Annotated in this window: 17 protein-coding genes; 14 read left to right on the top strand and 3 right to left on the bottom strand. The window is 32.2% G+C overall.

What is annotated here, in order from left to right; translation table 11 throughout:
• Positions 1 to 140: 140 nt before the first annotated feature.
• From KPL50_RS06930 to KPL50_RS06865, 14 genes are all read left to right on the top strand, one after another.
• Positions 141 to 989 carry a MurR/RpiR family transcriptional regulator gene (locus KPL50_RS06930; RefSeq protein ID WP_216297731.1) on the top strand — a complete coding sequence of 283 codons (849 nt, stop codon included), beginning with the start codon at positions 141 to 143 and terminating at the stop codon, positions 987 to 989.
• Positions 990 to 1,273: 284 nt separating this feature from the next.
• Complete coding sequence (locus KPL50_RS06925; protein WP_216297730.1) at positions 1,274 to 1,684, top strand: PTS sugar transporter subunit IIA; 411 nt, start codon at positions 1,274 to 1,276, stop codon at positions 1,682 to 1,684.
• A gap of 16 nt (positions 1,685 to 1,700) precedes the next feature.
• Positions 1,701 to 2,189 (top strand): PTS sugar transporter subunit IIB, encoded by a 489-nt coding sequence (locus KPL50_RS06920; protein WP_216297729.1) that lies wholly within the window; start codon positions 1,701 to 1,703, stop codon positions 2,187 to 2,189.
• An 18-nt stretch (positions 2,190 to 2,207) separates the two neighbouring features.
• The gene (locus tag KPL50_RS06915; protein ID WP_216297728.1) at positions 2,208 to 2,963 is read left to right on the top strand and encodes a PTS sugar transporter subunit IIC; all 756 of its coding nucleotides are present in this window, start codon (positions 2,208 to 2,210) and stop codon (positions 2,961 to 2,963) included.
• Entirely contained in the window at positions 2,963 to 3,802 is an 840-nt protein-coding gene (locus KPL50_RS06910) for a PTS system mannose/fructose/sorbose family transporter subunit IID (protein ID WP_216297727.1), read from the top strand. Before KPL50_RS06915 ends, KPL50_RS06910 begins: the two co-directional genes overlap by 1 nt.
• Positions 3,803 to 3,945: 143 nt before the next feature.
• Positions 3,946 to 5,115: a M20 family metallopeptidase gene (locus KPL50_RS06905; RefSeq protein WP_216297726.1), complete on the top strand. Its 1,170-nt coding sequence runs from the start codon at positions 3,946 to 3,948 to the stop codon at positions 5,113 to 5,115.
• Between the two features lie 111 nt (positions 5,116 to 5,226).
• On the top strand, positions 5,227 to 6,651 hold the full coding sequence (gene gndA, locus KPL50_RS06900) for an NADP-dependent phosphogluconate dehydrogenase (protein WP_216297725.1): 1,425 nt from the start codon (positions 5,227 to 5,229) through the stop codon (positions 6,649 to 6,651).
• A 39-nt stretch (positions 6,652 to 6,690) separates the two neighbouring features.
• On the top strand, positions 6,691 to 6,957 hold the full coding sequence (locus KPL50_RS06895; protein WP_216297724.1) for an HPr family phosphocarrier protein: 267 nt from the start codon (positions 6,691 to 6,693) through the stop codon (positions 6,955 to 6,957).
• Between the two features lie 82 nt (positions 6,958 to 7,039).
• Positions 7,040 to 7,723 (top strand): HAD family phosphatase, encoded by a 684-nt coding sequence (locus tag KPL50_RS06890; protein ID WP_216297723.1) that lies wholly within the window; start codon positions 7,040 to 7,042, stop codon positions 7,721 to 7,723.
• 95 nt (positions 7,724 to 7,818) lie between these two features.
• A complete protein-coding gene (locus KPL50_RS06885) occupies positions 7,819 to 8,727 on the top strand; it encodes a DMT family transporter (protein ID WP_216297722.1) in 909 nt (302 codons plus the stop codon).
• A 188-nt stretch (positions 8,728 to 8,915) separates the two neighbouring features.
• Positions 8,916 to 10,331 (top strand): NADP-dependent phosphogluconate dehydrogenase, encoded by a 1,416-nt coding sequence (gene gndA, locus KPL50_RS06880; protein WP_216297721.1) that lies wholly within the window; start codon positions 8,916 to 8,918, stop codon positions 10,329 to 10,331.
• Positions 10,332 to 10,425: 94 nt separating this feature from the next.
• The gene (locus tag KPL50_RS06875) at positions 10,426 to 11,187 is read left to right on the top strand and encodes a MurR/RpiR family transcriptional regulator (protein ID WP_216297720.1); all 762 of its coding nucleotides are present in this window, start codon (positions 10,426 to 10,428) and stop codon (positions 11,185 to 11,187) included.
• A 170-nt stretch (positions 11,188 to 11,357) separates the two neighbouring features.
• A complete protein-coding gene (locus KPL50_RS06870) occupies positions 11,358 to 12,935 on the top strand; it encodes a PTS transporter subunit EIIC (protein ID WP_216297719.1) in 1,578 nt (525 codons plus the stop codon).
• Between the two features lie 31 nt (positions 12,936 to 12,966).
• Complete coding sequence (locus KPL50_RS06865; protein ID WP_216297718.1) at positions 12,967 to 14,298, top strand: 6-phospho-alpha-glucosidase; 1,332 nt, start codon at positions 12,967 to 12,969, stop codon at positions 14,296 to 14,298.
• A gap of 78 nt (positions 14,299 to 14,376) precedes the next feature.
• Here the strand turns inward: KPL50_RS06865 and fetB are convergent, their stop codons facing one another.
• From fetB to KPL50_RS06850, 3 genes are read right to left on the bottom strand one after another with little or no spacing between them, the layout of a single operon-like run.
• Positions 14,377 to 15,147: an ABC transporter permease gene (gene fetB, locus KPL50_RS06860; RefSeq protein WP_216297717.1), complete on the bottom strand. Its 771-nt coding sequence runs from the start codon at positions 15,145 to 15,147 to the stop codon at positions 14,377 to 14,379.
• Positions 15,148 to 15,149: 2 nt separating this feature from the next.
• Positions 15,150 to 15,779, bottom strand: a complete 630-nt coding sequence (locus tag KPL50_RS06855) for an ATP-binding cassette domain-containing protein (RefSeq protein WP_216297716.1) — start codon at positions 15,777 to 15,779, stop codon at positions 15,150 to 15,152.
• An 18-nt stretch (positions 15,780 to 15,797) separates the two neighbouring features.
• On the bottom strand, positions 15,798 to 16,883 hold the full coding sequence (locus KPL50_RS06850) for a chromate transporter (RefSeq protein ID WP_216297715.1): 1,086 nt from the start codon (positions 16,881 to 16,883) through the stop codon (positions 15,798 to 15,800).
• Between the last annotated feature and the right edge of the window lie 51 nt (positions 16,884 to 16,934).

Below are 16,934 nucleotides of genomic sequence, written 5' to 3'. Positions count from 1 at the left end.
TGCATTGTACTTTAAATAGTACAATAGCGTTTTTTTGCTTACGCAATTTACTATTATATGGTATATTATAGTATAATAGAAATAGAGTTTGTGTGGTTAAGTGGCTAATAAAGCCAAAAATACTGTTAGGAGATAAAATAATGAATGACGTAGGCGGTATAGAAAGTTTAAGAAATATATATTCAGAACTTAAAGGAGCGGAAAAGAGAGTTGGGGAATACATCCTTAAAAACCCTAAGGATATTATTCACTCATCTATTACAGAACTTGCTGAAAATTGTAAATGTGGTGAAGCCACGGTGTTTAGACTTAGTAAAAAACTAGGGTTTAAAGGATATCAGGATTTAAAGATAAGCATAGCTAGTGAAATTGTAAAGCCTCTTGTAAATATACATGAGCAAATAAAAGAGAATGATGATAGTCTGGTTTTAATGCAGAAGATATTTAATTCTACAATAAGTTCTCTTAATGAGACTTTAAGAATAAACGACAGTGAGGAGTTAGATAAGGCTATAGGCTATATTCATAGTGCGAAAAGAATAGCTTTTTTTGGTATGGGTGGTTCAGCCGCAATAGCTCTTGATGCATATCATAAGTTTATGAGAACAGGTAAGTACTGCATATTTCATTCAGATTCTCATTTTCAAGCTATGGTAAGTTCAATGTATGATGAAAATGATTGCATAATAGCTATTTCAAATACTGGAAGTAATAAGGAGTTAGTAGAGAACCTGCGAATTGCCAAGGACAAAGGCGTGAAAATTATATCCATAACTTCAAATTACAAATCTCCTATATTAAAAGTATCTGATGTAGTTCTCGTATCCTATGGAAAAGAAAATTTATCGAAAAGTGAGGCAATGGAGTCTAGGATTAGTGCATTAACACTTATAGACTGTTTGTTTGTAGGTACTTGTCTAAAGGATAAAGATAATTATTATAAGGCTTTAGGACAGATAAGGGAAGCTATAGCAAACAAGAGATATTAAAATTTTTCAAACTTTTCAAACACATGCTGAAAATATGTGTTTGAATTTTTTTTTTGTGAAAAAAATAACTTGTACAAATTATGCGAAAATTCTAAAAAATGACTTGACTATTAATATAAGTGTAGTAATATATAAATATGGAGGAAATTTTCAATAAGTTAGGTTTGAGGTGATTATTTATGGAGTTATGAAAAAAAATTCTAAAATGTCATATGCTAAAAATATCGACAAATCTTTCTAGGGCTCTGAAAAAGACCAAAAATAAAATAATAGGGGGTGATAAAGTGGAGATAAGCATTAATCAAAAATGGAATATTTTACTACTAACACATGGAAATTTAGGTGAATCATTAATAGAAGTTTCTAAAATGTTTGTTCCAGAAAGCGAAGATATCCATGCACTAGGGTTATATCCTACCATGGGATTTGAAGAATTCACACATCAAGTAGAGATTAAATTAATCGAGTTAGGAAAAAACACATTAATTTTAACTGATATTTTTGGAGGGACCCCTTCTAATGTATCCGCATCTTTTTTAAAAAATAACGATTACCCTATAATTAGTGGAGTGAATTTAGCAATGGTTATAGAAGTACTGTTAAATAATAATGGCAATATAGACGAGATAAGTGAACTGGTAGAAACTACAGGTATTAATTCTATTCAAAATATTAGAAGTAAATTTATTAAATAAAGAAAGGGTGAGATTAGTGGCTGAAAAAGTATTGGTTAGAATTGATAGTAGATTGATTCATGGTCAAGTTGTAACAAGATGGATTCAAAGAACTCAAGCAAATAGAATAATTATTGTAGATGATACTCTTGCTAAAGATTCTTTTATGGCCGAGGTATATAAGATGGCAGCACCAGCTAATGTTAAAGTTGATGTTTATACCATTGAACAAACTATTGAAAATTGGAGTAAAAACGAAAAGGATAAAATAATGTTTTTATTTAAGGGAGTACATGAAGTAGTTAAGGCTTGGGAAGAAGGTTTTAAATATACAAAATTACAAATTGGTGGAATTGGTTCTGCACCAGGAAGAACAACTGTACATAAAAATATTACATTAAGCCAGAAAGAAGTAGATAGTTTACAGGAATTAAGAAAAGAAGGCTTAGAAATCACACTGCATATATTACCTGATGAAAGGGAAATAGACTTTCAGTCAATTGTTGAAAAATATTTTAAAAATTAAATTAAAGGGGGAGCAATAATGAGTATTGTGCAAGCGGTAATCCTCGGAGTGTTATTTATATTTGTAAAAATAAATATAATGTACACAATACCTAAAAATTCGCCAATGTTTGTGGGGCTTTTAATTGGACTAGTACTAGGAGATGTTAAGCAAGCTATAATTATAGGCGCGGCTTTACAAGCAATATACTTAGGATTTATATCACCAGGAGGAAACATACCATCTGACTTGGCAGTAGCTTCTTTTATAGCAATACCAATTGCTATAATAAATAAATTAGACCCACAAGTAGCTGTTTCTCTAGCAGTTCCAGTTGGATTATTAGGCTTATTATTAGAATACATAAGGAGAACACTTAATGCTTCTTTTGTACATATGGCAGATAAATATGCTGAAAATGCAGATGTTAAAGGAATTAGAAGAGCAGCATATCTTTATCCAACATTGCTAGTAATTTTAATTTATTTTGTACCTATGACATTAGCAATTTACTATGGCCCAGCAGCAGTTAATGTAGTAATGAAGTCAATCCCAGAATGGTTTATTCATGGACTATCAGTGGCAGGCGGGATTTTACCTGCACTAGGATTTGCAATTACTATTTCTGTAATAGGAAAAAAACAAATGATTCCTTATTTTATTGTAGGATTTTTATTATTTAGAATAGCACCAGGTGTCAATACAATTACTTTAGCCGTTTTTGGCGCTTTCTTTGCTTATCTTCATGTGCTATTTACCAGCAATAAAACATCTGAAGAAGGAGGGATTATGTAGTGAAACAAGAAATTAATGCAGAAAATAAAGATAGGTTATTAACAAAGAAAGACATATTTAGGTCCTGGTTAGTTTGGATTAATACAGTAGAGTTATCTAACTCCTTCGAAAGATTACAAGCTCTTACATTTGCAGGTTGCATGTCTAGAATATTAGAAAAATTATATAAAAATAAAGATGATTTAAAGTCTGCCTTAAAAAGGAATTTAATTTTTTTCAATACTGAAGGAACTTGGGGAAGTCTCATACACGGTATAACCATTGCTATGGAAGAAAAAAAGGCAATGTCAGAAGAAGAAATTCCAGATGAGATGATAATAAATGTAAAGACTGGTTTCATGGGACCATTAGCTGGAATTGGGGATACAATAACATGGGGAACAATAAGACCAATAGTATTAGCGTTTTTTCTTCCTCTAGCCGCATCGGGGTCTATGGTTGGAGCAATAGGGCCCATTGTTGTTATACCCCTTATAACATGGACAATTAGTTATCAACTTTGGTCTTTAGGTTATCGTGTTGGAAAAGCATCCATAATGGAAATCTTGAAGAGCGGTAAGATTAAACAAGTAATATCCTTTGCTGGAGTATTAGGATTATTCATGATGGGTGTCTTATCATCTCAATTTGTTAAGTTTGAGCCAATTGTAAAATATAAGGTTAGTGGTAAAGAAACTACTCTGCTGTCTCAGTTTGACAAAATATTACCCGGAATTTTAGCTCTGAGTTTAGTTTTCTTTATTGATTATTTGATAACTAAGAAAAAAATCAAATATACAACCATATTATTAGGAGTATTGACATTTTCATTAATAGCATCTTTCCTTAAAATATTTTAATTACTTATAAATATAAAAATTAAATAGTTAAATACTCTTTGCTATGATATTTGTTAGTAAATATCATAGCGCTACGTAAAATGTGTTTAATCAATTTACTCTTTAAGGGTTGATAAATTATAAAATTAAGAAGGAGATAAAATATGAGCAATAATAGCGATGTAAAGGAATTTATTAATATATATATAGAAAATATTAAACCAGAATTGATAGAGTTAAGTAAAAAAATTCACGAAAATCCTGAATTAGCTTATGAAGAATATAAGGCTAGTAATTGGCTAAAAGAATTTATAGAAAAAAAAGGATATGATGTAGAAAAACCTATAGGAAATTTGGAAACAGCATTTAAGTCGAATATAACACAAGGAAATAATAATTATAAATATGCAATTTTGGCTGAATACGATGCCTTACCAAAACTTGGTCATGCGTGCGGGCATAATATTATAAGTACTTCTGCTGTTGGAGCATTTTTAGCACTTGGAAAGGCTATGGAAATGTTCAAGATTAGCGGGGATATTAGCATAATAGGAACACCAGCTGAAGAAGGTGGAGGTGGTAAGGTTGAGTTAATAAAAGCAGGTATTTTTAAAGATATTAATGCTTCCATTATGATGCACCCAACTTCTGGAGTTAGTAGAATAGCTGGTAGATGTTTGGCAGCTCATGCTTTTAAGGTAAGATATATTGGGGTACCTTCTCATGCCGCAAGTAGTCCTCATAGAGGGGTTAATGCACTAGATGCTGCTAATATATTTTTTCACAGTGTTGCTTGTTTAAGACAACAAGTCACTTCAGATGTTAGAATGCATGGTGTTTTTACAGGCGAAATGGAAACAGGTGCAACTATACCTGCCATATCAGAAATTGAATATAAAATAAGAGCTATGGAGGATTCTACTTTACAAGACCTTCGAATAAAGGTCTTAAACTGTATTCAAGCTGGAGCATTGGCTACGGGATGTAAGGTTGAAATAGAGGAAAAACCCGGATACAAAGCTAGAATATTCGATAAATATATAGGTAATTTGTGTAGAGAAAACTTGGAAAACCTAGGGGAGGAAATAATTGAAGGTTTTCCTGATGATTTTGGTTCTACAGATTTTGGTGATGTTAGTCAGATAATGCCTACATGTAATCCTTATATCTCTTTAAAGCCTACAAGAATATCAAATCATACTCCTGAATTTAGAGAACTTGCAGGTTCTTCTCCTGGTGAAAAAGCTCTTATATTAGCTGCAAAGTCTATGGCACATGTCATTATAGATCTGCTGCTAAATAAAAGTTTAGAAAATCAAATTTTCGATAAATAGTGGTTGGGTTACTTATGCTTCTATTACTAAGTACGGTTATACATTAAAATTTTATACAGGAGAAGTTATAATTCTCCTGTGTAAGCTTTTTTGAGAGGGGGCATTTATATTATGAATAAACAGCAATTTGGAGTTATAGGAATTGGTGTAATGGGTAAAAATCTAGCTTTAAATGTTGAAAGCAGAGGAATATCTGTTTCAGTATATGATCAAAGTAAAATTAAGACGGATGAGTTATTGATAGAAGCAAAAGAAAGAAATCTTATGGGAACATATTCTATGGAGGAATTCGTAAATTCTCTTGAAATTCCAAGAAAAATATTGTTTATGATTAAAGCAGGGAAATCTGTTGATGAAGCTATAGAAAAATTAATACCATATATCTCAAAGGGCGACATATTAATTGATGGTGGCAATTCATTTTTTATGGATACAATTCGTAGAAGCAAAGAACTTGAGCGTTTAGGATTTAAATTCATAGGCACAGGAGTTTCCGGAGGAGAAGAGGGAGCTTTAAAAGGACCAGCAATTATGCCTGGAGGTCAGGAAGAAGCTTATAAAATGGTAGAACCAATTTTCACAGCTATATCTGCAAAAGTAAATGGAGAACCATGCTGTACTTATATTGGAGCAAATGGAGCAGGACATTATGTAAAGATGGTTCATAATGGCATTGAGTATGGGGACATGCAGCTTATTTGTGAGGCTTATGCACTTTTAAAAGGAGTTGTAGGGCTTTCTAATGAGCAACTTCATGATGTTTTTGCAGAATGGAATAAAGGTGAACTTGATAGCTATCTAATGGAAATAACTAATGAAATATTTGCGCAAAAGGATAATGAATCTGGAAAACACATGGTTGATATAATTTTAGATAAAGCAGGCCAAAAGGGAACAGGAAAGTGGACTAGTCAAAGCGCCCTTAATTTAGCGGTACCAATACCTACCATAACAGAGGCTGTTTTTGCACGTTGCATATCTGCATTAAAAGATGAACGAATCCTCGCAAGTAATATTTTAAAAGGGCCAGATGCAAAATTTCAAGGAGATGTAAATGAGTTTATAGAATCTGTAAGAAGAGCTCTTTATACAAGCAAAATATGTTTATATGCACAGGGGTTTGCACTTATGAGTGCTGCAGCAGTGGAGTATAGCTGGGACCTTGAGTATGGGAAAATTGCTAAAATATTTAGAGGTGGGTGTATTATTAGAGCCCAATTCCTTAACAAGATTAGCGTTGCTTATGGAAAGGATGCTAGTCTTAAAAATCTAATGTTAGACTCGTATTTCAAGGATATTCTTAATAGTTATCAGTCAGACGTGCGGAGAGTAGTATCCACAGCTGTAAATTTAGGGGTACCAGTGCCAGCAATTTCTAGTGCTCTAATGTATTATGACAGTTATAGAACGGCAAATCTTCCAGCAAACTTACTTCAGGCACAGCGAGATTATTTTGGCGCTCATACCTTTGAGAGAGCTGACAAAGAGGGAACATTCCATCACGAATGGGTAACTGAGACTAAGGGCTATGAATAGTATAGCAATGTTAATAATACTTAAAAAGGAGATGTACATATGTACGAAGCAGAGATTGTGTTGATGAATGAGCAAGGTTTGCATGCAAGACCAGCAAGCATTGTAGTAAAAAAAGCATCTAAGTTTACTTCACATATAAATTTGATCAAGGATGGGAAAGAGTATAATGCGAAAAGTATAATAAACATATTAAGTATGGCAGCTTTAAAAGGTGATAAACTCAAAATTGTTGCCAGTGGGGATGATGAAGTAAAGGCTGTAGAAGAATTAAGAATAGTAATTGAGAAAGAGATTCTAGGGCTTTAGAACGTTGTAAATTTACATAATGTTTATGGTGCTCCTATAAGAAGATATTATGGAAGACTTGATTACCAGAAGGCACATAGGAATGAGAGTGATTATAATGAAAAACATTAAAAAGATATCATTGATAATCTTTGATATGGATGGCTTAATGCTAGACACTGAAAGAATCTCTATGGAGGCGCTTCAAAAAGCCAGTAGAAGGTATGGATATAAAATTACACAAAATGTTGTGTTTAAAATGATAGGTATGAATTCACAAGGCTGTGAGGCTATATTTAGAGAAAGTTTTGGAGACTCTTTTCCGCTGAATGATATAAGAAAATTAAAGTCGAAATTTGCATCAAGAATAATTAATAAGACTGGAATTCCGGTGAAAGCGGGACTTTATGAACTGTTAGAATTTTTAAAACAAAAACCTGTATTGATTGCAGTAGCAACATCTACAGCGAAAAAAAGCGCTGAAAAACTTCTTGAAAGCGCGCATATTTTGGATAAATTTCATTTAATTGTATACGGGGATGAAGTAACAGAAGGAAAACCTGATCCGGAAATTTTTTTAAAGGTTGCTGATAAATTAAACTGCAAACCTGAAGAATGCATAGTTTTTGAAGACTCAGAAAATGGAATAATAGCAGCAGCAAGAGCAAAAATGATTCCTATTATGATTCCGGATATGAAAGAGCCTTCTAATGAAATAGAAATACTTTCTCATAGAAAGTTCAAAACACTTTTGGATGCAAAGGAATACTTAAAAGAATATTTATAAACCAGGTTTTAGACTTATATTTAAAATATATTCAATAAAAAAGCAATTCTTACCTGATATCTTCAAGTGAAAATTGGATTTTAGAGGAGAAGTAGATGAGTAAGAAATCAAGGGGTATTATTCTTGTAGTTATTGCCTCAATTCTTTGGGGAATCATGGGGGTAAGTAGTCGAGAACTTTCAATGGCAGGTTATTCTAGTTATGATATTTCCTTTTTAAGATGTTTATTAGCTGGCAGCATATATTATTTATATCTATATATAACAAATAGGAACCTTTTAAGAATTGATTTAAAAGGACTGATAGTGTGTTTTATATATGGTTCAGTAGCTTTTACTGTAAGTTTTTTAAGTTATAGTATATCAGTTGAAAGAATACCTGTTGCAGTAGCAACTGTTTTGATGTTTATGAGTCCTATTTGGGTTAGTATTCTCGGTGCTATAGTGTTTAAAGAAAAAATAACCTTAAAAAATGTTATTACTATTGGTATTTGTTTATTGGGATGTATCTTAACTGCTGGATTATTATCAACAACAGGAGGAGATTTAGATCCTATAGGAGTAATTGCAGGAATAATAAATGGAATTGGAGTTGCTCTTCAAATAATGATACCACGATACTTTAAAGACAAGTATGATGCAGGCACAATGCTTGTATATGGATTTTTGGGAGGGATTATATCACTTGGATTTATAACAAATTTTGAGATTATATTTACCACGGTAACAGGTGATAAATCCACAAGTGTTATTTTACACATACTAATATTAGGGATTGTTTGTACAATGATAGCGAATACAGCATATATAAAATCGTCTGAATATATAGGAACATCAATGACAAGTATTTTATCGTCCTTGCAAACTGTTGTGGGAGCTCTAGTAGGATATTTGATATTCAGAGAAATCATGACAGTTTTTCAGATTATCGGAGCATTAATAATAATTGTAGGGTCTCTTGGAACTGAGATATATAAAATCCTTATTAAAATAATAAAAAAATAATTATTTTGGTGCTCATAACTTTTAATATTATAATATTTATATATCAAATAAATATATAAGAAATATTGCACTTCTTTCAGTGCTTTAAGTGTATAATTAAGAAAATAAAAACTTTACCTATGTGAAAATCAAATGGGTATTATAGAGGATAGTGTTTACACTATCCTACAGTGAGGAGGAGTCTATATATGGATAAAAAGCAATTTGGAGTTATTGGTATTGGTGTTATGGGTAAAAGTCTAGCTTTGAATGTTGAAAGTAGAGGTTTTTCAGTATCAGTGTATAATCGAAATAGAATAAAGACGGATGAGTTAATGTTAGCGTCAAAAGAAAAAAGTATTTTGGGAACATATTCTATAGAGGACTTCGTAAACTCTCTAGAGCTTCCAAGAAAAATATTAATTATGATTAAAGCAGGGAAACCTGTTGATGATACTATAGAGGAATTAATACCTTATATCTCAAAGGGTGACATATTAATTGATGGTGGAAATTCATTTTTTATGGATACAATACGCAGAAGCAAAAAACTAGAAGCTTTGGGCTTTAGATTTATAGGCGCAGGCGTATCTGGAGGAGAAGAGGGCGCTTTAAAAGGGCCGTCAATTATGCCTGGTGGTGAAATTGAAGCTTATAAAATAGTAGAACCTATTTTTACAGCTATAGCTGCAAAAGTAGATGGGCAGCCCTGTTGTACTTATATTGGAGAAAATGGAGCAGGACATTATGTGAAGATGGTACATAATGGCATTGAGTATGCAGACATGCAGCTTATTTGTGAAGCATATGCACTTTTAAAAGGAGTTTTAGGACTTTCGAATGAGCAGCTTCATGATACCTTTGCAGAGTGGAATAGTGGTGAGCTTGATAGCTACCTAATGGAAATAACTAGCGAAATATTTGCACAGAAAGATAATGAGACTGGAAAGCATATGGTTGATATTATTCTGGATAGTGCAGGCCAAAAGGGAACCGGAAAATGGACTAGTCAAAGTTCTCTAGATTTAGCAGTACCAATACCTACAATAACAGAGGCTGTTTTTGCACGGTGCATGTCTGCATTAAAGGATGAACGAACATACGCTAGCAATATATTAAAAGGTCCAGATACATTATTTGAAGGAGATATAAATGAGTTTATAGAATCTGTAAGAAGGGCTCTTTATGCTAGTAAAATATGTTCCTATGCACAGGGATTTGCACTTATGAAAGCTGCAGCGCTGGAGTATAATTGGGAACTTCAATATGGGGAAATTGCTAAAATATTCAGAGGTGGGTGTATTATTCGCGCTCAATTCCTTAACAAGATTAGCGTTGCTTATGAAAATGATGCTAATATTAAAAATCTAATGTTAGATTCTTATTTTAAGGATATTCTTAATAATTATGGAAAGGATTGGCGAAGCGTAGTATCTACAGCTGTAAATTTAGGTGTGCCAGTTCCAGGATTTTCTAGTGCACTGATGTATTATGATAGTTATAGAAGTGAAAATCTCCCAGCAAACTTACTACAGGCACAGAGAGATTATTTTGGTGCTCATACCTTTGAAAGAACGGATAAAGAAGGAAGCTTCCATCATGAATGGATAACTGATACTAAATAAAATAGTAAATATATAAAACCTGCAGTTTACATTTTAACTGTAGGTTTGTTTTGCGATTTTGACTAATATATATCATACAAAGGGCGGTGGGTTTATGAACTTCGATATTGGTAAGATAACAAGGAATAAAGAAATAACACAAACTGAAGAATTAGTTCTTAATTATATTATTAATAATGTTGATAAAGTGATGGCAATGGGGGTTAGAGGCATTGCAAAAGAAAATTATACTTCTACATCTACTATCATGAGACTTGCAAAAAAATTGGGATATACAGGATTTGTTGATTTGGCATACCATATTATCTCAATGACAAGTTCACCAAGTAAAGGGGAGCATAAGGATAAAAATGCATTTATAGGTTCCGATGCGGGCACTTTTCTTGAGTATGTTACTGAGCAAGATATTTCACATTTTATTAGTATATTAAAAGACATCAAGCACAAGGTGATTTTTATATATTCAACTGGGTTTTCATCACTAATTGCTAATTATTTAAATAAAAAAATTCTTGTGCTTGGGAAAAAGTGTATTTTTGCAACTGGTAGTGATTCAGTAGGTATCTTTGAAAATAACATTATGGATATTGAAGCGCTTATTGTTGTTTCAAAATCAGGAGAGACAAAAATGGTTTTAGATAAAGTTACTATATCCAAAAATAAAAAAATTAAAGTAATTTCATTTACTAATGAATTAGAAAATAGTATTTCAAAGCTTTCGGATATTTCCTTCAAGATATTAGACATAAATAAATTGGATGATAATAATATATACCCAAATACATTTTTTCCTAATGTATGTATGCTTATCGAGTATATCATATACAAATACTACGAAGATATAAATAGAAATTGATTATTATTTTTCTAATAAGTTAACTTAATAAAATATATAAATAATAAAAACATGTTACCAAGTTAGATAACATGTTTTTTAAACGTCCTACATCGTTTACAAAGTTCGAAGCAGGGTAATATAATGGGTTTACAAATAGTTGACGAAAATTATAGTAGGAGGGAATTGCAATGAAGAAAAAAATTATGGATGCTTTCCAAAAGTTCTCAAAGGGTATGTTTGTACCTGTATTAATACTACCAATAGCAGGTATTATAATTGCTATTGGTAATATTATAACAAATGCCAAATTAGCAACATATCTACCATTTTTAAAAGACCCCCTTATATTTGGATTTGGGAAGATGTTGTCTGGTTCACTGGTTTCGGTTTTAGTAAATTTAGGAATAATTTTCTGCGTTGGGCTTTCAATTGGACTCGCCAAGGAAAAGAAGGCAGATGCTGCTTTCACAGCACTCTTAACTTATTTAGTTTTTATAAATGCAATGAATATATTTATGAGTCTAAATAACATGCTTGTTCCTGCAGATAAGTTAAGGGGTTCGGGTCAAGCAATGGTATTAGGTGTTCAGATACTTGATATGGGAGTATTCTTAGGAATCTTACTTGGACTACTTGTAGCTTATGTCCACAATAGATTTTGTAACAGGGAGTTTGAAGGCGCTTGGCAGATATACGGAGGTCCAAGATTAGTATTTATAATATTAATACCAAGTGTTACAGTATTAGCTATTTTATTTACTGGAATATGGCCTGTGGTTCAAGGAGGAATTTTAAATTTAGGAAATGCTATTCAATACTCCGGTAATTTTGGAATATTTATTTATGGAACTTTAGAACGGTTACTAATTCCTACAGGGTTACATCATTTAATTTACACACCATTTTTATACAGTAGTTTGGGTGGTACTGCAGAGATAGGCGGAAAACTCATAGAGGGAGCAAGAAATATATACTTTGCAGAAATGGCTGATCCAACAATTGCTAGATTATCTAGCACTGTTATATGGGATGCTAGAGGGCTTCCCAAGATGTTTGGTCTAGTAGGTGCATGCCTTGCTATGTACCATACCACAAAACCTCAAAACAAGGTAAAGATTAAAGCCTTATTAATATCCGCAGCTGTAACATCTATCATCGCTGGTGTAACTGAACCAATCGAGTTTTCATTTATGTTTGTTGCACCAATTCTATTTGTTATTCATGCTGTTTTAAGCGGTCTTGGAATGGTTGCATTAAATATATTTAATGTTAGAGCAATTGGGCCTAATGGAATAATTGATTTTCTTCTATATAATCTTCCCTTAGGGATAGCTAAAACAAGCTGGCCCATGTACATACTTATAGGACTCGTACAGTTTGCGGTTTATTATGGCATATTTAGATTCCTAATTGTTAAATTAAAGTTGAAGACACCTGGGAGAGAAGACAATAAGGAGAATGTTCAGCTATATACTAAAAAGGATTATAAGGAGAAAGTAGCAAAGGAGGAAGATTCAAAACTAGAAATGGGTGAAATAATAGTCGCTGCCCTTGGCGGTAGTGAAAATATTAAAAAAGTTGATAATTGCTTCACTAGATTAAGATTAATAGTTGGTGACACAAGTGTGATTGATAAGCAGGCATTAAAGAATACTGGTGCTAGTGGTGTAGTAATAAAAGGTGAAAATGTTCAGGTTGTTTATGGGTTAAACGTTACAAAAGTAAGAAAAATTGTAGATAAAGAGTTAGGATTAACTAATGAATAATTATTAAATAAAAACGGAAGAGGTGTTTCGAATGAAGAAATTTATACTTACCATCGCTGGAGGTGGCAGTACTTATACTCCAGGTATAATTAAAAGCTTATTATTAAACAAAGAAAAATTTTGTCTTCAAGAGATAAGAATGTATGATATTGATGGAGAAAGACAAAACAAAGTAGCAATTATTGTAAAGAAAATTGTAGAAGAGATGAGCCCAGAGGTTAAGTTAGTAGTAACCACAGATCCCAAAGTGGCTATGCACGAGGCAGATTTTGTATTTGCACAAATGAGAGTTGGTAAATACAAAATGAGAGAGTTTGATGAAAAGATTCCATTAAAATATGATGTAATTGGTCAAGAAACCTGTGGACCAGGAGGACTAGCTTATGGATTAAGAACTATATTTCCAATGGTAGAGCTCGTTGATTTTGTTGAAAAATATGCTAAAAAGACTTGTTGGATAGTAAATTATTCCAACCCTGCATCCATTGTTGCGGAAGCGGTTAAAAGGTTAAGACCAACAGCAAGGGTTATGAATATATGTGATATGCCAGTAGGAACTATGAGAAATATGGCCGCGATTTTAGGCTGTAATAGGGAAGATTTAACTGTTGAGTACTTTGGATTAAATCATTTTGGATGGTTTACAAAGGCAATGGTAAAGGGAGAAGATAAAATTGAGATTTTAAGAAAACATACAAGAGAGCATGGACTTCTTTTAGAAGATATGACCAAAATTGATTCTCAGCACTCAGATCCTTCATGGCTTAAAACTTATAGGAATTTAAAATATATTGTGGATATGTTCCCTGAATATATCCCAAATCCATATATGCAGTACTATCTTCTATCAGATTATATTGTAGCAAATTCAAATAAAGAAAGAACAAGGGCAAATGAGGTTATGGAAGGAAGAGAGAAAAAATTATTTGATGCAATAGACCATTATAATGAAACAAAAGAAATGGATTTATCCTCTTTCTACGTAGGAGTACATGGGCAGTTTATTGTGGACGTAGCTATGTCATTGGCCTTTGATTTGCGGACTAGGGTTCTTGCAATTGTTGAAAATAAGGGAGCAATAAGTAATCTTCCTTATGATGCCATGGTTGAAATACCAGCCTATATCACATGTAATGGACCAGAACCTATAAGAATTGGTGAAATACCAACTTTTTATAAGGGTCTCATAGAACAAGAATTGGCTTCTGAAAAGTTAGTTGTTGATGCAGCAATAGAAAATTCCTATGAAAAAGCACTTATGGGATTTACTATGAATAAAACAATTAAGTCATCATTTCAAGCTAAGAAAATTTTAGATGAGTTTATAGAAGCTAATAGTGAATATTGGCCAGAATTAAAATAGTATTAAAAAAAATTAGAAGTAGACCTTCGTATTTTGCGAAGGTCTACTTCTAAATTATTCTATGTAAATATATAAAATCTATAAGAATTGTTTTCTATCATTATACAGTGATTTATAACCTAAGTTTAGAGATAAGAAAACTGTAATACAAACAGAAGTACAAATTGCAATCATAATGGCTATTTGGTACATAATGGCGGTGGTAGGTAGTGTACCTGATAAAATTTGTCCTGTCATCATCCCAGGTAAAAAGATTATGCCCATTCCCAGCATGGAATTAATGGTAGGAATTAAGGCGGTTTCTAGTGCATTATTAGCAAAAGGCTTCAAAATATCTTTAGGTTCTACTCCTAAATTAAGTAGTGTACTAATTTTACTTTTTTCTTTGCTTATATCATCCATAAAGGTTTTTATTGCAATGTTTACCCCAGTCATAGCGTTACCAATAATCATACCAGCTAGGGGTATGGTGTATTGAGGATTGAATATAGATTTATTCACAACCACAGTTACAAAGAAAATTAGAACAAAAAGGCCTGAAAAGGTTAAAGATGTTCCAATTGCAATTTTGAAATTGGAGTTTAAGTCTTTTCTACTTGTAATTACTCTATGCACAGAAAATGCTATCATAATCATTAAAAAAACCACAGTATATATTGGTTTTGGTTTACTAAAGACGTATTGAAGTATATAACCAACAGTCACAAGTTGAACCGTCATTCTTATACTTGCAATTAAAAGAAGCTTTGTTTGATTAACTTTTGATTTCTTCATAATTACTAAAACTATAATTAACAGTAAATAAATAAGTGAAAACTTAAAAATATTTAGAGTAACTGTTCCATGCATATCTAAAACTCCTTAATTATTTCAATTTTATTTTCACAAAACTCTTCAACAATATTTTTATCGTGGCTTACAATTACAACATCAATATGCTTTTCCTTGCAGAATTTTATTATATTTTCTATTATTTTATGGCTGTTTTTTTCATCTAAGGCTGAAGTTGGCTCGTCCAGTAATATAACTTTAGGGCATAATGATAAAAAAATGGATATATAAACTCTTTGGCGTTCTCCACTAGAAAGAGTAGATGCATTTTGGTCTAGTGGAACATTTACAGAGCAAAGCTCCGTTATGTAACTTATATAATCACTATTAGGCATAGGTAGTTGTCTTAGTGTATAGAAAGTTTTGAAATTGTCTATTATGCTCTCATCAAAGAGAAAAGGCTCCGCAGAAACTAGACTGACCTCACGTCTTAAAGCAATAGGTTCATATTTATCAATCCCTGTGCCTTTATATAATAATTCCCCGGAAACACTATTTATGGATCCGTTCAATAACTTTAAAAAAGTGCTTTTACCAGAGCCACTGTCCCCAACAATAAAGTTAACCATGCCCTGCTTAATTTGTATATCATCATAAGTTAAATTGGCTTTATAAATAAGATTACTGGCTTTAAATAATAGGTCATTCATTTTATTTCCTTCTTTCATTTATATCAAAGTTAGTATTGAACCTAATATACCCGATATTCCCACACACCAGAAAACATTAACTTTGAATTTTATTATTGAAATAAAACCTACTGCTGCAATTAATAATGTTGGCATATCAATTATTGCTGCTGGAACAAGGGATATTATTGAAGACAAGATTGATCCTATAACAGCAGCATTTACTCCCTTGAGTGTAGCTTTAATCCATAAAATATTTTTAATTTTTTTTAGATATGGGGCCGCAATTAAAATAAATATAAATGATGGTAAGAAGATTGCAACAGTTGATACTAATGCTCCCAAAAATCCGAAAACCTTGTAACCAATAAATGCGGCAGTTATTACTACTGGACCAGGAGTTAACTGCCCTAAGGCTATACCCGCTAAAAACTCTGTTTGGGTTAACCATCCTAATTTATTTACAACCTCGTTTTCTATAAAAGGTATGACAACTAAACCACCACCATAAATAAGTGATCCAACCTTTATAAAAAATATAAAAAGCTTTAAAAGTAAGGGAGTAAAAGCTAATGAAAATAGCCTTTTACCATTTTTATTTTTAAAAGGATTTGAATATATAAATATACCAGCTACACCAGCAAAGAGCATTGCAAGGATCATATTAACTTTGAAGAGTGTTATAGCAATTGTTGTTAATAAAAAGATTACAAACTGTGATTTGTTAATAACAGTTTTCTTATACATATTTAACAGTGAAGAAGATATTAATGCAATAACTACTGCGTTAATTCCGTAGAGGATACCACTTATACTAGGAATTTCACCATATTTGAAATATACATAACTTAATATAGTTATAATTATAAACGCTGGTAGAATAAAAGCAATACCAGCTAGCGTCCCACCCAAAATTCCACCTCTAAGAAATCCCATATATATACCTAACTGAGTTGACGCTGGACCAGGCAATAGATTACATACTGCAAGACCATCTAAAAACTCATCTTTTGTTGACCATTTCTTTTTATCCACAAGGTCTGAATCCATCATTGCAATATGTGCCATGGGACCACCGAAACCTATTAAACCAATTTTAAAAAAATAATTAAATATTTCTCTCATATGACAGGACCTCCTTGACTACAGTGCATTGGATTGATAAAATATAAAGTA

Source organism: Clostridium sp. CF012, assembly GCF_018861755.1.
Lineage (GTDB): Bacteria > Bacillota > Clostridia > Clostridiales > Clostridiaceae > Clostridium_AD.
Note: the sequence above shows the minus strand (reverse complement) of the source record. Positions and strands in the feature narration are given on the sequence as shown.

What these genes read in the sequence shown, in the direction of transcription:
- KPL50_RS06890 (WP_216297723.1), top strand. Translation starts at nt 7,040, where the DNA reads ATGAGAGTGATTATAATGAAAAACATTAAAAAGATATCATTGATAATC.
- KPL50_RS06885 (WP_216297722.1), top strand. Translation starts at nt 7,819, where the DNA reads ATGAGTAAGAAATCAAGGGGTATTATTCTTGTAGTTATTGCCTCAATT.
- gndA (WP_216297721.1), top strand. Translation starts at nt 8,916, where the DNA reads ATGGATAAAAAGCAATTTGGAGTTATTGGTATTGGTGTTATGGGTAAA.
- gndA (WP_216297725.1), top strand. Translation starts at nt 5,227, where the DNA reads ATGAATAAACAGCAATTTGGAGTTATAGGAATTGGTGTAATGGGTAAA.
- KPL50_RS06930 (WP_216297731.1), top strand. Translation starts at nt 141, where the DNA reads ATGAATGACGTAGGCGGTATAGAAAGTTTAAGAAATATATATTCAGAA.
- KPL50_RS06870 (WP_216297719.1), top strand. Translation starts at nt 11,358, where the DNA reads ATGAAGAAAAAAATTATGGATGCTTTCCAAAAGTTCTCAAAGGGTATG.
- KPL50_RS06875 (WP_216297720.1), top strand. Translation starts at nt 10,426, where the DNA reads ATGAACTTCGATATTGGTAAGATAACAAGGAATAAAGAAATAACACAA.
- KPL50_RS06850 (WP_216297715.1), bottom strand. Translation starts at nt 16,883, where the DNA reads ATGAGAGAAATATTTAATTATTTTTTTAAAATTGGTTTAATAGGTTTC.
- KPL50_RS06855 (WP_216297716.1), bottom strand. Translation starts at nt 15,779, where the DNA reads ATGAATGACCTATTATTTAAAGCCAGTAATCTTATTTATAAAGCCAAT.
- KPL50_RS06915 (WP_216297728.1), top strand. Translation starts at nt 2,208, where the DNA reads ATGAGTATTGTGCAAGCGGTAATCCTCGGAGTGTTATTTATATTTGTA.
- KPL50_RS06895 (WP_216297724.1), top strand. Translation starts at nt 6,691, where the DNA reads ATGTACGAAGCAGAGATTGTGTTGATGAATGAGCAAGGTTTGCATGCA.
- KPL50_RS06905 (WP_216297726.1), top strand. Translation starts at nt 3,946, where the DNA reads ATGAGCAATAATAGCGATGTAAAGGAATTTATTAATATATATATAGAA.
- fetB (WP_216297717.1), bottom strand. Translation starts at nt 15,147, where the DNA reads ATGCATGGAACAGTTACTCTAAATATTTTTAAGTTTTCACTTATTTAT.
- KPL50_RS06865 (WP_216297718.1), top strand. Translation starts at nt 12,967, where the DNA reads ATGAAGAAATTTATACTTACCATCGCTGGAGGTGGCAGTACTTATACT.